At 68.3% G+C, this 13,068-nt stretch carries 17 protein-coding genes; 6 read left to right on the plus strand and 11 right to left on the minus strand.

Annotated features, from left to right (window positions below; translation table 11 throughout):
* Positions 1-194 precede the first annotated feature (194 nt).
* The 5 genes from RIB45_RS10945 to RIB45_RS10965 are packed head-to-tail and all read left to right on the plus strand — an operon-like array spanning position 195 to position 2,853.
* Positions 195-557 carry an NADH:ubiquinone oxidoreductase subunit NDUFA12 gene (locus tag RIB45_RS10945; protein WP_350050307.1) on the plus strand — a complete coding sequence of 121 codons (363 nt, stop codon included), beginning with the start codon at positions 195-197 and terminating at the stop codon, positions 555-557.
* The gene (gene mlaD, locus RIB45_RS10950; RefSeq protein ID WP_350050308.1) at positions 554-1,159 is read left to right on the plus strand and encodes an outer membrane lipid asymmetry maintenance protein MlaD; all 606 of its coding nucleotides are present in this window, start codon (positions 554-556) and stop codon (positions 1,157-1,159) included. Before RIB45_RS10945 ends, mlaD (RIB45_RS10950) begins: the two co-directional genes overlap by 4 nt.
* 25 nt (positions 1,160-1,184) lie before the next feature.
* The gene (gene mlaD, locus RIB45_RS10955) at positions 1,185-1,640 is read left to right on the plus strand and encodes an outer membrane lipid asymmetry maintenance protein MlaD (RefSeq protein ID WP_350050309.1); all 456 of its coding nucleotides are present in this window, start codon (positions 1,185-1,187) and stop codon (positions 1,638-1,640) included.
* Positions 1,637-2,416 (plus strand): methyltransferase, encoded by a 780-nt coding sequence (locus tag RIB45_RS10960; RefSeq protein WP_350050310.1) that lies wholly within the window; start codon positions 1,637-1,639, stop codon positions 2,414-2,416. The genes mlaD (RIB45_RS10955) and RIB45_RS10960 overlap by 4 nt, the downstream gene beginning before the upstream one ends.
* A gap of 8 nt (positions 2,417-2,424) precedes the next feature.
* Positions 2,425-2,853: a DUF2155 domain-containing protein gene (locus RIB45_RS10965; protein ID WP_350050311.1), complete on the plus strand. Its 429-nt coding sequence runs from the start codon at positions 2,425-2,427 to the stop codon at positions 2,851-2,853.
* A gap of 9 nt (positions 2,854-2,862) precedes the next feature.
* On the opposite strand, the gene RIB45_RS10970 is transcribed toward RIB45_RS10965, so the two are convergent.
* From RIB45_RS10970 to aroQ, 7 genes are all read right to left on the minus strand, one after another.
* Positions 2,863-3,384: a hypothetical protein gene (locus tag RIB45_RS10970; protein WP_350050312.1), complete on the minus strand. Its 522-nt coding sequence runs from the start codon at positions 3,382-3,384 to the stop codon at positions 2,863-2,865.
* Positions 3,385-3,542: 158 nt separating this feature from the next.
* Entirely contained in the window at positions 3,543-3,956 is a 414-nt protein-coding gene (locus RIB45_RS10975; RefSeq protein WP_350050313.1) for a hypothetical protein, read from the minus strand.
* On the minus strand, positions 3,956-4,390 hold the full coding sequence (locus RIB45_RS10980; RefSeq protein WP_350050314.1) for a hypothetical protein: 435 nt from the start codon (positions 4,388-4,390) through the stop codon (positions 3,956-3,958). The genes RIB45_RS10975 and RIB45_RS10980 overlap by 1 nt, the downstream gene beginning before the upstream one ends.
* 146 nt (positions 4,391-4,536) lie before the next feature.
* The gene (aat, locus tag RIB45_RS10985) at positions 4,537-5,190 is read right to left on the minus strand and encodes a leucyl/phenylalanyl-tRNA--protein transferase (RefSeq protein WP_350050315.1); all 654 of its coding nucleotides are present in this window, start codon (positions 5,188-5,190) and stop codon (positions 4,537-4,539) included.
* 133 nt (positions 5,191-5,323) lie between these two features.
* The gene (gene accC / locus RIB45_RS10990) at positions 5,324-6,667 is read right to left on the minus strand and encodes an acetyl-CoA carboxylase biotin carboxylase subunit (RefSeq protein WP_350050316.1); all 1,344 of its coding nucleotides are present in this window, start codon (positions 6,665-6,667) and stop codon (positions 5,324-5,326) included.
* A 32-nt stretch (positions 6,668-6,699) separates the two neighbouring features.
* Positions 6,700-7,146: an acetyl-CoA carboxylase biotin carboxyl carrier protein gene (gene accB / locus RIB45_RS10995; RefSeq protein ID WP_350050317.1), complete on the minus strand. Its 447-nt coding sequence runs from the start codon at positions 7,144-7,146 to the stop codon at positions 6,700-6,702.
* Between the two features lie 129 nt (positions 7,147-7,275).
* A complete protein-coding gene (gene aroQ / locus RIB45_RS11000; RefSeq protein ID WP_350050318.1) occupies positions 7,276-7,728 on the minus strand; it encodes a type II 3-dehydroquinate dehydratase in 453 nt (150 codons plus the stop codon).
* 157 nt (positions 7,729-7,885) lie between these two features.
* Between aroQ and RIB45_RS11005 the strand changes: the two genes are divergently transcribed.
* Positions 7,886-9,826, plus strand: coding sequence for a S9 family peptidase (locus tag RIB45_RS11005; protein ID WP_350050319.1), 1,941 nt, complete (start codon positions 7,886-7,888; stop codon positions 9,824-9,826).
* A gap of 36 nt (positions 9,827-9,862) precedes the next feature.
* On the opposite strand, the gene RIB45_RS11010 is transcribed toward RIB45_RS11005, so the two are convergent.
* The 4 genes from RIB45_RS11010 to RIB45_RS11025 all read right to left on the minus strand — a co-directional run bounded on the left by RIB45_RS11010 (position 9,863) and on the right by RIB45_RS11025 (position 13,061).
* A complete protein-coding gene (locus tag RIB45_RS11010; protein ID WP_350050320.1) occupies positions 9,863-10,153 on the minus strand; it encodes a hypothetical protein in 291 nt (96 codons plus the stop codon).
* Between the two features lie 82 nt (positions 10,154-10,235).
* Positions 10,236-11,558, minus strand: a complete 1,323-nt coding sequence (locus RIB45_RS11015) for a sulfite oxidase (RefSeq protein ID WP_350050321.1) — start codon at positions 11,556-11,558, stop codon at positions 10,236-10,238.
* Between the two features lie 116 nt (positions 11,559-11,674).
* Entirely contained in the window at positions 11,675-12,508 is an 834-nt protein-coding gene (locus RIB45_RS11020) for an anti-sigma factor (RefSeq protein ID WP_350050322.1), read from the minus strand.
* 16 nt (positions 12,509-12,524) lie between these two features.
* Positions 12,525-13,061 carry an RNA polymerase sigma factor gene (locus tag RIB45_RS11025; RefSeq protein ID WP_350050323.1) on the minus strand — a complete coding sequence of 179 codons (537 nt, stop codon included), beginning with the start codon at positions 13,059-13,061 and terminating at the stop codon, positions 12,525-12,527.
* Positions 13,062-13,068 lie beyond the last annotated feature (7 nt).

Below are 13,068 nucleotides of genomic sequence, written 5' to 3' on the forward strand. Positions count from 1 at the left end.
ATATAGACTTCTTGACATTTTCAGACCCCGCGGCGCGCCCCGCGCCGCCCTCTTTCGCGCCGCCGAGCCGTCCGGTCGCCGCGCCGCGGCCGCCACTGGACGCGGCCGGTCTGCGGTGCGATAAAGCGGGCGCGCCGGGGCGGACGGTTTCGTCCCGACGCGCGCGAGTTCGGCGAGGCGAGGAGCGGTTTCCCATGCCCAATGCGATCACCCGGCTGATCACCTGGATGCGCGGCGCGTTTGTCGGCGAGGACGAGTTCGGCAACCGCTACTACCAGGATAAGACCGCGCCGGCGCGCGGCCGACGGCGGCGCTGGGTCGTCTACGCCGCCGGCGGCGACGAGGCGACCCGGGTCCCGCCGATGCATCACGCTTGGCTGCATTACACGCTGGCCGACTTCCCGGATGCGGCCAAGCTGAAGAAGCGGTCTTGGATGAAGCCTCACACGCCTAACATGACAGGCACGCCTATGGCCTATCGACCCCCCGGCCACACCCTGCAGGGCGGCCAGCGCGACCGCGCCACCGGCGATTACGAGGCCTGGACGCCCGAATGACGGGCGCCGCCCTCTCCGCCTCAGGCGCGCCCGCCCGCATGACGATGAGCCGTCAGAACCTCCATATCCTGATCGGCGCGCTGACCGTCCTGGTCGGCGCGCTTTTGATCGTCGCCAGTTATCTGGGCGATCAGCCGGGCGAGACCGAGGCGGACGGCTACCGCCTCACCGCAAGCTTCCGCGCGATCGACGGCATTCAGCCGGGTTCCGAGGTGTTGCTGGCGGGGGTGCCGGTCGGCGAAGTGGAGAAGCAGTATCTCAACGTCGAGACCAATAACGCCGTCGTCGTAATGCGCATTCGCGAGGGGATCGAGATCCCCGCCGACAGTTCGCTCAAAATCCTGAGTGAGGGAATCGCCGGCGCGAAATATCTCAAGATTACGCCCGGCGGCGATTTTGAGATGCTGGGGCCGGGCGACAGCTTCGATTTCACCCAAAGCGCCATTCGCTTCGAGGCGTTGCTGCAGAAGTTGATTCAGTCCGCGGAAGCCCGGCGCGAGCAGGCGGCGACGCAGGACGAGGCGGCCGAGCAAAGCCCGTCGGACGGCGCGCAGGAAGACGGACCGGGCGGTTTCGGCCTGCCCGGTCTCTCCGGCGACTGACGGCGGAAAAGAAGGAGCGAGCGCGATGCAACGCAGCGCCATCGAAACCATCATGGGGGCCGTCGTCCTGCTGGTCGCGGGCTTCTTCCTGGTCTTCGCCTATCAGTCGACCGATCTGCGCATCGGCGGCAGCTACGAGGTGTCGGCGCGGTTCAACGCGGTCGACGGGTTGACCCTCGGCTCCGACGTACGCGTCGGCGGGGTCAAGGTCGGCTCGGTGGTGGAGCAGGGGATCGACCAGGAGGTCTATCAGGCGGTGGTGCGCATGGCTGTGCGGCCGGACGTCTCCCTGCCGATCGACAGCAAGGCGGTGATCGCGAGCGACGGGCTGCTCGGCGGCCGGTACGTCAAGATCGAACCGGGCTCGGCGGCGGAGACGCTCGGCGACGGGGACCGGATCGAAGAGACCGAAGACGCCATCGCCCTGGAAGAGCTGCTGGGCAGGGCGATGTTCCTGGTGACGGGCGAAGATCCGCAATGACCGCACCGCCCGCCCCGCACCAGCGCTGGGATCCGGATCGCTATCGCTCGGAGGCCGGCTTCGTCGCCGAACTCGGCTTGCCGGTCGTGGATCTGCTGGCGCCCCGGGCGGGGGAGCGCATTCTCGATCTCGGATGCGGCGAAGGCGCCCTGACCTCCAAGCTTGTCGCGCTGGGGTGCCACGTGGTCGGCGTCGACGCAAGCGCCGATCAGATCGCCCGCGCGCGGGCCGAGGGGCTGGACGCGCATGTGCTCGACGGCCGGCGCCTGCGGGACGAGGCGCGCTTCCGCGCGGCGTTCGACGCCGTCTTCAGCAATGCGGCGCTGCATTGGATGAAGGACGACCCGGACGCGGTGCTGGCGGGCGTCGCCGCCGCCCTCAAACGCGGCGGGCGCTTTGTCGGCGAAATGGGCGGCTTTGGAAATGTCGACGCAATCCGCCGCGCCTGCCATGCGGAACTGCGCGCGCGCGGCGCCGATCCGGAGGCCGTCGATCCCTGGTTCTTTCCCGACGTTGCGGATTATCGCGCGCGGCTTGAGCGCGCCGGGTTCGCCGTCCGGGCGATCGAATTGATCCCGCGACCCACCCGGCTGCCGGGGGACGTAAGGGGATGGCTCGCCACCTTCGCGGACTGCTTTCTGACGGCCCTGCCGCAGACGGAGCGGGAAGAGGCGGCGGCCGCGATTCGCGCCCGGCTCGCCCCCGACCTTCAGGCGGCCGACGGGACTTGGACGGCGGACTATGTCAGGCTGCGCTTCGCGGCCGATCTGCGATGAGGCGACGGATGGGACGCGGACGACTTTACGCGGCGCTGGCGGCCGTCGGACTGGGCGTTTGGTTGGGGGCGGGTTTAGGCCTGGGCGAGGCCGCAGCCGTCCCCCGCGCGATCGCCGTCCTGCAGGGCCTCGACAAGGTGACGGCCCGCGTCTCGACCTTCGAGGCGCCGGTGGGGGAGACGGTGACCTTCGGCGCGCTTCAGATTCGCGTGCGCCACTGCGATCGCACCCCGCCGCAGGAGGCTCCTGAATCGGCGGCCTTTCTCGAAATCGACGAGGTGAAGCAAGGGGAAGAGCCGGCCGCGCTCTTCACCGGCTGGATGTTCGCGTCTTCGCCGGGCCTCAATGCGCTTGAGCATCCGGTCTATGACGTGTGGGTTCTGCAGTGCAAGGGCGCAGAACTCGAGGGCGGCGTCGCTCCGCCGTCGCCGGAATAGGCGGGCGGGTCACCCGCCGCCGGCGCCGCTCGCGCCTGACGATCCGGACGTCTCGCCGCCCGCGCCGTTCAGCGCGCCGGACGTCTGCTGCATCTGCTCGGCCGCCTGACGCGCGGCCTCGGGATCGGTGAAGAAGCCGGCGAAAAGGCTCGCCGCCAGCAGCAGCGCCGCCTGATCCCAATGCGTCAGATGCGGGGCGGTCGGCGCCTTGCGGGTGAATAGGCCCCACAGCATCGCCGCGCCCGCCGCTGCAAACAGATAGCCCGAGAACATGGGCGCGATCAGCGCGTCCGGCTGCGGCAGGGCGAACGCCAGACACAACGCCATGATCAGCGCCGTGCCGCGCAAGATCGCCCGGTTCATGCGCTCGTAATCGTCAGGGCCCTGCGGGCCGCCGCCGGTGCGATTGCGCTGGTCGCGTTGGTCGCGCCCGGCGGGTTCGTCGATGCTCCAGCGGTTGTCGAGCCCGTCGGCCTGCGGTCGACCGCGGCGGTCGTCGTCGTTCGACTGTCGGTCGCGATAAAGGGCCATGGGGTCTGCCTGCCTTTCGGTTCAAAGCGCGAAGCAGGCCCGCGGAGAGGGTCGCAGAAGTCAGCGACCCCGCGCCGCGGCCTGTCGCTGTCCCGGAAGACATGGGGGCCGAGCCATCCGACATCAAGCGGCCCGGCCCTTGGCTCACAGCGGCGGCGTCAATCGACCGTCGCGAGGCGAATGCCGGACCCCAACTCGGCCAACTGCTTGTTGAAGGCCTCCATGTCCTCAGGCGGGTCGGTTTCGGCCAACAAGGCGAGAGCGAGAGCGGAGCGCTCCCGGTCGTTCATCTCTGACGCCATCGCATCGAACCTGGCGTTGAAGAAGTTAAGACCGTCGTCGAAGCCGACTTGGCTAGGTCGGAACCGGTGCGGCTTCTCCGGCTCGATCGTCATTTCCGCGGCGCCCGTAGCCGTCGGGACGGTGGAGTGGGTCTTCTCGGTGATTGCGCCGTTGGGTGCGATATGGCTCGTGCGATACTGCGGGGTCACGAGGACGCGCACGGGATCTTTGCTTTGCGCCTGACGCTGCTTGAAGGGGTCGACCCGTGTGGTCGGCAGAGTTATCTGCACTACCCTCGCGCCTCAAGCGGCGCGGCGAAGGGGTCGACCGCGACGGCGTCGCCTCCAAGCGGCGGAAGAAAAGTCTGCGGCGTCACGGCGACAAGGGCCGTCTCGTGCGCGGTCAGCGAGAAGCCAGGTCCGGGCAGAGTGAAAACCTTGCCGTCGTTGGTGTTCAGCAAGGTGTTTGTGGGGCCCGCGCCGGTCGGTCGTAGGATGGTCACCACGGTGTTGAACGGGTTCGCGCTCCCCGGGTCCGCGAGATCGCGTCCGGGCAGGGAAGACGGCGGGATGACGAACCTCAGATTGTAGATATAGGACCTGTCCTCAAGATTGGTGATCGATAGGAAGTAACCTTGCAGCACGCTGTCCGGCGTGGGACCGCCCGGCGTTGGGGAGTTCGGGCGTTTGTAAATCAGTTCGAAATTGGAAACCGTTGCAGCCATGATGACCCTCCCCAAAATTGAATGCGGGGCCGCTCTCGGGCGCTCCGTGAATACGATTATAACGCGAAAATTTCATGAAATACAGGTATATCGGGCAAGTTCTTGCACGCGAAGCGGCGCGCGGTCGCTCGCTGAGCGGCGTCGGATCAGTTGTTGCGATAGCGCTCCAGGAAGGCTTCCGCCTCGCCCGCTTGGTAGCGGCTGAAGAAGTCGGCGTGGCGGTTCAGCGCCTCGGCCAGCATCGCCCGGTAGTCGGCGCGCGGGACCTCGCTCGCCCCGAAACGCTCCAGATGCTTGGTGACGAATTGCGTGTCGAGCAGCGAGAAACCCGCCGCCTTCAGGCGCGCCACCAAATGCACCAACGCCACCTTGCTGGCGTCCCGCCGGCGGGAGAACATGCTCTCCCCGAAGAAGGCGGCGCCCAGCGTCACGCCGTAGAGGCCGCCGGCCAACCGATCGCCGTCCCACACCTCCACCGAATGGGCGTGCCCCATGCGATGCAGCGAGGTGTAGAGGGTGAGGATCTTGTCGTTGATCCAGGTGCGCGGCCGGCGCTCGGTCGACTCGGCGCAGCCGTCCATCACCCCTTCGAAATCCTCGTCGAAACTAACCCGATAACGGCGCGAGCGGATCGTCTTGCGCAGCCGTGCGGGGACGTGGAAGGTCTCCATGTCGATGACGCCGCGCATGCGCGGGTCGATCCAGAAAAGGTCCGGATCCTCGCGATCCTCCGCCATCGGAAAGACCCCGATGGCGTAAGCGCGAAGAAGCATGTCCGGGGTGAGGTCGAGGGGCTCCATAACCGTCCGCTTTCATGCGCCTCCGCCGCGCCGTCGCCGGCGGATGCGCGCTGCGCTCGCACGTAGACTCTAGCCGCCGGCGCGCCCGCTTGTCTTGCAAAAACGGCGGGCCGGCGCCGCGCCGGTCGCGAGCCTACTTCTTCAGGCCCATCCACTTCTCGAGCCAATGGATGTCGTAGTCGCCGTCAATGAATCGTTTCTCGGCGATGATCTTCTGATGCAACGGGATCGTCGTCTTTACGCCGCCGATGACGTATTCGGCAAGCGACCGGCGCAGACGCATCAGGCATTCGTTGCGGTTCTGCCCGTGCACGATCAGCTTCGAGACCAGACTGTCGTAGAAGGGCGGCACGGCGTAGCCGGAATAGAGCTGGCTGTCGACGCGCACGCCCAGGCCGCCCGGCGCGTGATAGTCGGTGATGCGCCCTGGCGTCGGCATGAAGCTTTCGGGATCTTCGGCCGTGATGCGGCATTCGATCGCGTGGCCTTGGATCTTGATATCCTTCTGCTCGAGGTCGAGCGCGGCTCCGGCGGCGATGCGAATCTGCTCGCGCACCAAATCGACGCCGCAGACCATCTCCGAAATCGGATGCTCCACCTGCAGGCGCGTGTTCATCTCTATGAAGTAGAATTCGCCGTCCTCATAAAGGAACTCGATCGTGCCGGCGCTGCGGTAGCCGAGCTCCTTCATCGCGTCGGTGACGGTGTCGCCGATGCGCTTGCGTTCCTCGGCGTTGAGCGCAGGCGAAGGCGCCTCCTCGATCACTTTCTGGTGGCGGCGCTGGATCGAGCAGTCGCGCTCGCCCAGATGGATGCAGCCGCCTTGACCGTCGCCCAACAACTGCACTTCGATGTGGCGCGGACGCGCGAGATAGCGTTCGATATAGACGGCGTCGTCGCCGAAAGCGGCCTTGGCCTCCGTTCGGCAGATGGAGAGCGCGGTCCCGACCTCATCCATCGAATAGGCGACCTTCATGCCGCGTCCGCCGCCGCCGGCGGCGGCCTTGATGATCAGCGGGAAGCCGATCTCCTCGGCGATCTTGAAGGCTTCTTCATCGGTCTCGACCGCGCCGTCGCTGCCGGGTACGCAGGGAATGCCGAGGCGCTTGGCCGCGATCTTCGCCTCGATCTTGTCGCCCATCATGCGGATGTGCTCGGAGCTCGGTCCGATGAAGGCGATGCCGTGCTCCTCCACCATCTCGGCGAAGGCGGCGTTCTCCGACAGGAACCCGACGCCCGGATGAATCGCGTCCGCGCCGGTCAAGGTCGCCGCGGTGAGGATCGCCGCCTTGTTGAGGTAGCTGTCCTTCGGCGCCGGCGGCCCGATGCACACCGCTTCGTCGGCGAGGCGAACATGCATCGCCTCCGAATCCGCGGTCGAATGCACCGCGACCGTGTGGATGCCCATCTCCTGGCAGGCGCGATGGATGCGCAGCGCGATCTCGCCCCGGTTCGCGATGAGAACCTTTTCGAACAAACGCGATCTCCCTATGCGCGGCCGCGGCGGCTCTACTCGATGATCACCAGCGGCTCGCCGAACTCCACCGGGCTGCCGTCGGCGACCAGCACTTCCTTAACCGTGCCCGCGCGCGGCGCGGGGATCGGGTTCATCACCTTCATCGCTTCGATGATCAGCAGCGTCTGCCCTTCCTTGACCGCCTCGCCCGGCGTCACGAAAGCGTCCGCACCCGGCTGGGGAGCGAGATAGGCCGTTCCGACCATCGGGGAGGGCACCGCGCCCGGATGCGAGGATTTGTCCGCCGGCGCCGACGTCGTCGGGGCGGCGGGCGCGGCGGCGGCCGGGGCGGGAGCGGGGGCGGCCGGCGCGGGCGCCTGCGCGCGGGACAGCTTCAGCTTGTGCTCTCCCTGAGCGAGCTCAAGCTCCGTCAGGTTCTTCTCGTCCATCAGGTCGGCGAGCTGCTCGATCAGCTCGGCGTCAACGGTCAGTTTCGGCATCTCGGCCCCTCAGGCTCTTGGGCGTCGGATGGCGGCGGCGGCGCCGGCCGCGCGATCCGGCAGGTCTTCATGCATGTAGCCCCCGCAGGCGGCCCCGCTCAACCCCCAATTCGGTCTCCTCGCGCGCGCCTACGCAACATGCGCCTTCACGATCTCCGCCATCGCCTGCAGAGCCAGCACATAGCCTTGCACGCCCAATCCGCAGATCACCCCTGCGGCGATCGGCGAAAGATAGCTGTGATGGCGAAAGCTTTCGCGCGCGTAAATGTTGGAGAGGTGCACTTCGATCAGCGGCAGTTCAGCCGCCGTCACCGCATCGCGCAGCGCGAGCGAGGTGTGCGTGTAGGCGCCGGCGTTGATGATCAGGCCCGCGTGCGTCTCGCGGGCTTGCTGGCACCAGGTGACAAGCTCGCCCTCATGATTCGATTGTCGGCAATCCACTGCGAGGCCGAGCGGCTTCGCGGCGTCGGCCAGCATGCGCTCTACGTCCGCGAGCGTCGTCGCGCCGTAAATCGCCGGCTCCCGCTTGCCCAACATGTTGAGGTTCGGCCCGTTCAGGACCATCACCGTCGGATCGGCCATCGACCGCCGCCCCCTTCTCTCGCGCACGTCCCCCGACTGTCGGCGCGAGTATACAGCCCGCACTGACGGCGGCAAGGCGCGCCTCTTTCCCCGGACGCCGGGGGTCGATAGGCTCAGGGCGCTCTGACAGACGCGGCGACCGAGGAGAGTTTCGCCCATGGCGCGCAAAAAAACGGCCCCCTGCGGCGGCTGGGCCTCGCCCATCACGACGGACCTGATGACCCGAGGGGCGGTCGGTCTGGGCCAGGTGATGCTGGACGGCGACGCCGTCTATTGGACCGAACAGCGGCCGTGGGAGCAGGGCCGAACCGTGCTGGTTCGCCGCGGTCCGGACGGCGCCGTCCGCGACCTGACGCCCGCGCCTTACAACGTGCGCTCCAAGGTCCACGAATACGGCGGCGGCGCGATGCTCGCCGGGCGCGGCGGCGCCTGGTTCGTCGACGCGCGCGATCAGCGGATCTATCGCGCGGACGGCGAGGGCGGAGCGATCCGGCCGATCACCAAGGCCGACGGGGCGGGCTACGCCGACCTGCAGCTCGACCCCGCGCGCGAGCGGCTGGTCGCCGTCCGCGAGGCCCCGCGCGAGGGCGGCGAGCCGGAGAACAGTCTCGTCGCGATCCATTTCGACGGGCGGATCGAGACGCTCGCCGAGGGCGCGGACTTTTACGCCATGCCGGCCTTCTCGCCGGACGGCGATCGCCTCGCCTGGATAGAATGGCGCCACCCCAACATGCCTTGGGACGGGACCGACTGCCGCGAGGCGCGCCTCGACGCCGAGGGTCGCGTGACGGCGCGGACCCACATCGCGGGCGGGCGCGACGTGTCCGTCTTTCAGCCGAGCTATGCGCCGGACGGGCGACTGCATTACGTCTCGGACGAAAGCGGCTTTTGGAACCTCTACCGCCACGGCGAGCCGGCGGAGCATTTCAAGGCCGAGGCCGAGTTCGGTCAGCCGCACTGGCAATTCGGCATGCGCACCTACGCCTTCCTGGATGCGGAACGCGCCGTCTGCGCCTTCGCGCGCGACGGCGACTGGAGCTTGGGCGTCTTCGATCTGGATCAGAAGAAGCTCTCCCCCGTTTCGCTCGACGGCGGCTGGCGCGTCTTCGACGGGATCGTCAGCGAAGGCTCGCGGGTCGCCTTCACCGCCGGACGCGCCGCCGGCCCGGCGGCTGCGGTGACGCTCGACCTCGCCTCGGGCCGCGAGACGGTGCTGCGCGAGGCGTTCGATCTCAAGCTGTCGGAAGACGCCGTCTCCCTCGCCCAGAAGGTTGAGTTTCCGACCGAGACGCCGGACGGCGGATCGGCCCGCGCCTTCGGCTATTTCTATCCCCCGGCGAGCGCCGAGTTCGAGCCGCCCGAGGGCGAGCGCCCGCCGTTGATCGTGATGAGCCACGGCGGCCCGACCGGGCAGACGACGGCGGCCTTCTCCCTCAAGGTGCAGTTCTGGACCAGCCGCGGCTTCGCGGTGCTCGACGTCAATTACGGCGGCTCCACCGGCTTCGGGCGGGCCTATCGCCGGCGGCTCAACGGGGCCTGGGGGGTGGTCGACGTGGAGGATTGCTGCCGCGGGGCCAAGTGGCTCGCCGATCGCGGATTGGTCGACGAGCAACGGCTGGTCGCGGTCGGCGGCAGCGCCGGCGGCTACACGACGCTCGCCGCGCTGACATTCCGCGACGTCTTCGCGGCCGGGCGCTCCAGCTACGGGATCGGCGATCTGGAGACGTTGGCCCGCGACACCCACAAGTTCGAAAGCCGCTATCTCGACACCCTCGTCGGCCCCTGGCCCGAGGCGGCCGAGATCTACCGCGCGCGCAGCCCGATCCGCCACACCAAGGGCCTCAACTGCCCCGTCATCTTCCTGCAGGGGGAGGAGGACAAGGTCGTCCCGCCCAATCAGGCGGAGGCGATGGTCGGCGTCCTGCGCGAGAAGGGCCTGCCCGTCGCCTACATCCTGTTCGAGGGCGAGGGCCACGGCTTCCGCCGGGCGGAGAGCATCAAGCGCGCCTTCGAGGCGGAACTCAGCTTCTACGCGCAGCTTTTCGGCTTCGAGCCGGCCGATAAGATCGCCCCGGTGGAGATCGAGAACTTGAAGTGAGGGGCGGACCCGGCCGACGGCGCCCGCAAGAACGGGTCAGCGATCTTCGCCGAGATATGTGGCCAGATAATCCAAGACGTAGGTGCGGTCCGGCTCCTCTAGGGGATACATCCCCTGCTCCTCCACCATCCAGACCAGCATCTTGTCCCAGCGCTCGCGGTTGAGGCCCTGCTGGGCGACCAGCTTGTTGGAGTGGCACGCGCCGCAATAGGCGAAGACCAGATCGCGGTGTTCGCCCGGCGGCAGGCCATCGTACTCGTCGTCGGCTGCACCGGCGGGCGCGGTCAAGGCGGCGGTCAGGAAGAGGGCGGCGAGAGCGGAACGCATCAGGGAACTCCGTCGTCGATCGTCTGCAGAAAGGGAAAGCGGGCGACGGCGATAGGCCGCCGCCCGCCAGTCGAACGCGGCCTCAGGCCACCCGCACCGAGACGCGGTGCATCGAGTTGTTGAGGTAGCCCTTCGGGTTCCAGGCGATCGCATGAGGCTGGGAGACGCCCTTGTCGCTCGTCGCCCGCGCCCAGACTTCGTAGTAGCCGGCCTGGGGGAAAGAGACCTGCGCCCGCCACTGCTGCCAGGCGTAGGGATTCACGGGCGCGTCCAACTCCGCCTCCATCCACGTGGCCCCGAAGTCGATGGAGACCTCCATCTTCGCGACCTGGTCGTCGCCGGCCCAGGCGTGCCCGCGAACCTCCATCGAGCGGGAGTCGGTCTCAACGCCGGTCATCGGCGAGGTGATCAGCGACTTCACCGGCATCGCCTCGATGATGACGAAGTCCTCGTTTGCGACCTCTTCGCCCGGCGCAACGGGGCGGTTGGGGACGCGGTAGCTCTTGCCGGTCATCTTCGGGCCGTCATGCACGACGTCTCGCAGTTGGATTCGCGTCAACCATTTCTGCGAGCACGAGCCCGGCCAGCCCGGAACCACAAGGCGCAGCGGCGCGCCGTTCATCGTGTGGATCGGTTCGCCATTCTGTTCGAAAGCGATCAGGTTGTGCGGGTTCATCGCCTTCTCAATCGGCACCCCGCGGGAGATCGGCAGCTTCTCCGGATCTCCCGACAGATGCATGTCGGCCCCGTAATGGGCGGTGTAGATCGCGGAGTCCTTCACGCCGGCCGCCTTCAGGACGTCCGCCAGCCGCACGCCCGTCCACTGGGAGCAGCCGACCGCGCCTAGCGTCCACTGATTGCCCGAAGCCGGCGGATCAAAGAAGGACCGGCCGTTGCCGCCGCATTCGATGGTCAGATTCTCGGTCACCACCTCGAAGTTCGATCGTAGATCGCCGATCGACAACTCCATCGGCTTGTCCACCAATCCGTCGACGGTAAGCGTCCAGGAGTCCGGGTCCCGGTCCGCGGGCACGAGGCCGTTATTGCGGATGAAGTGGCGGCTGGTCGGGGTCACGGCGTCGTCCAGCAGGTGCGGCGGCGTCTCGGCGTTGACCGGCCGGTCGTTCAGAACGGTGAGCCCGTCCTTGCCCTCCAACGCGCCCTCGCTCTCCGCCAGCGCCATCGGGATGAAGCCGGACGGCATGGTGCGGTGGAACGGAATCGCCATACCGACCATCGCCGTCATGGTGGCGAGGCCCGCGCCGCGCAGGAAGCCGCGGCGGTCGGGGTAGGGGACGCGGCCGAACAGACGCTTGTCGGCGCCCTCCGGATCGTCCTTGAACATTTTGAAGAGACGCGGCGTGTCGGCGCCGCCTCGGCGCTCGCCGGGGTCGTGCTCGGCCATCAGATTTTCCTCCCGATCGGTTCTTTTCAGCTGCGGCGTTTTCGCCGTCGCAGGAAGAAACGAGCGGGCGGTCTGATTTATTCCCTCACTCGGTGAGCTTTTCTCGGCGGGACGGTTTAGACCCGGCAGGGCTGGCTTTCCGCCCGGGCCTGGGCGAGGCGCAACCGGGTGTCCGCCGGCGTCGGCTGATGCAGGCGGCTCGCCTCGTGCGCGGCCTGGGCGACGGCGGCGAAGCGCCGTTTGTCCATCCCGCTCGCCAGCAGTTGATAGCGAACAGCCCCGACACGCCAGATATAGCCCTGCGCGTGGGCGAGCGGGGACAGCGCCTCCGACACGCCCTTCGCCCCGTCGCGCAGCGCGATCAGGGTCACGCGACAACCGCGTGCGCCTCGATAATGGACCGCCAATCCAGGCGCCCCGTCGGGTCCGTCGAAGCCTATGTGCGCCAGGATCCGCAGGCGCGCGGCCTCAAGCGAGGGCACGAAGGGCGCGAAGCCGGCGATTGTCGTTCGCTCCAGACGCGGCGCGGCCGCGTCGATCGGCTGCGGCAAGCGCGACAGCTCGGCATGTTGCGCAGCGGCGGCCTGCGCCCAGTCGGGCGAGGCGGGAGCCTCGGCCGGCGGCGCCAGCGTCAAGCCGACCGCCACCGCCGCCGACGCCGCAAGCGCGCCGAGTCCGGCCGCCCAGCGACGCAGGCGCGCGCGGCGGCGCAGGCCGGGCGTGGCGCTGGGCACGCTCAGCGCGGGCGCGGCGATCGCCTGACCCAGCGCCTCCTTGGCGGAAGCGAGCTGCGCGGCTTCACGCGCGGCGTTCGGGTCGTCGGCGATTTGCTGCGCGGTCTCGGCGGCCTCGCGCGCGCCCAACTCGCCGTCTACGAAAGCGCTCAGCCGGCGCCATCGGGCGGCGTCCGCGTCATTCGGCGCGTTGTGTGATGAAGGGCGGTCGGTCATGGGTCCCAGGTGCGAGTCAGGCGCGGCGGTCGCGGCGGCCGCGGTGCGCCAGCGGAATAATGTTGCTTTCGCCCACGGCGTCAAGCAGCGCGGCGCGGGCGCGCGCCAGCCGGCTCATCACCGTGCCCGGCGGAACCTCGAGGATTTGCGCGGCTTCCGCGTAGCTAAAGCCGGCGACGTCGACCAGCGCCAGGATTTCGCGTTGGCGCGGCGTCAGCTTCATCAGGCCGAAGCGCACGGTCAGCGCGGTGATCACCGGCGGCTCTCCGGTCGGACGATCGGCGGCGCCGTAATCGTCGGCGTCGCTCATCTCGTCGAGCGGCGTCTCCTCGCGCCGCCGGCTGCGCTGCAGGTCGATGAAGCGGTTGCGCAGGATGCGGAAAAGCCAGGCGCGGAAGGCCGACGCCTCAGGCGGGACGCGTCGTGCGTCCATCGCGCGCACGAAGGTGTCCTGCACCAGATCCTCCGCATCGGCTGCGTCGCGCGTGAGCGCGTACGCGTAGCCGTAAAGCCGCGTCGCATAGGCTTGAAGCTCGCCGCGCCGATCGCCCATCCGCCGT

This window comes from Marivibrio sp. (assembly GCF_040218065.1).
In the GTDB taxonomy this organism is placed as follows: Bacteria; Pseudomonadota; Alphaproteobacteria; order UBA8366; family Aestuariispiraceae; genus Marivibrio.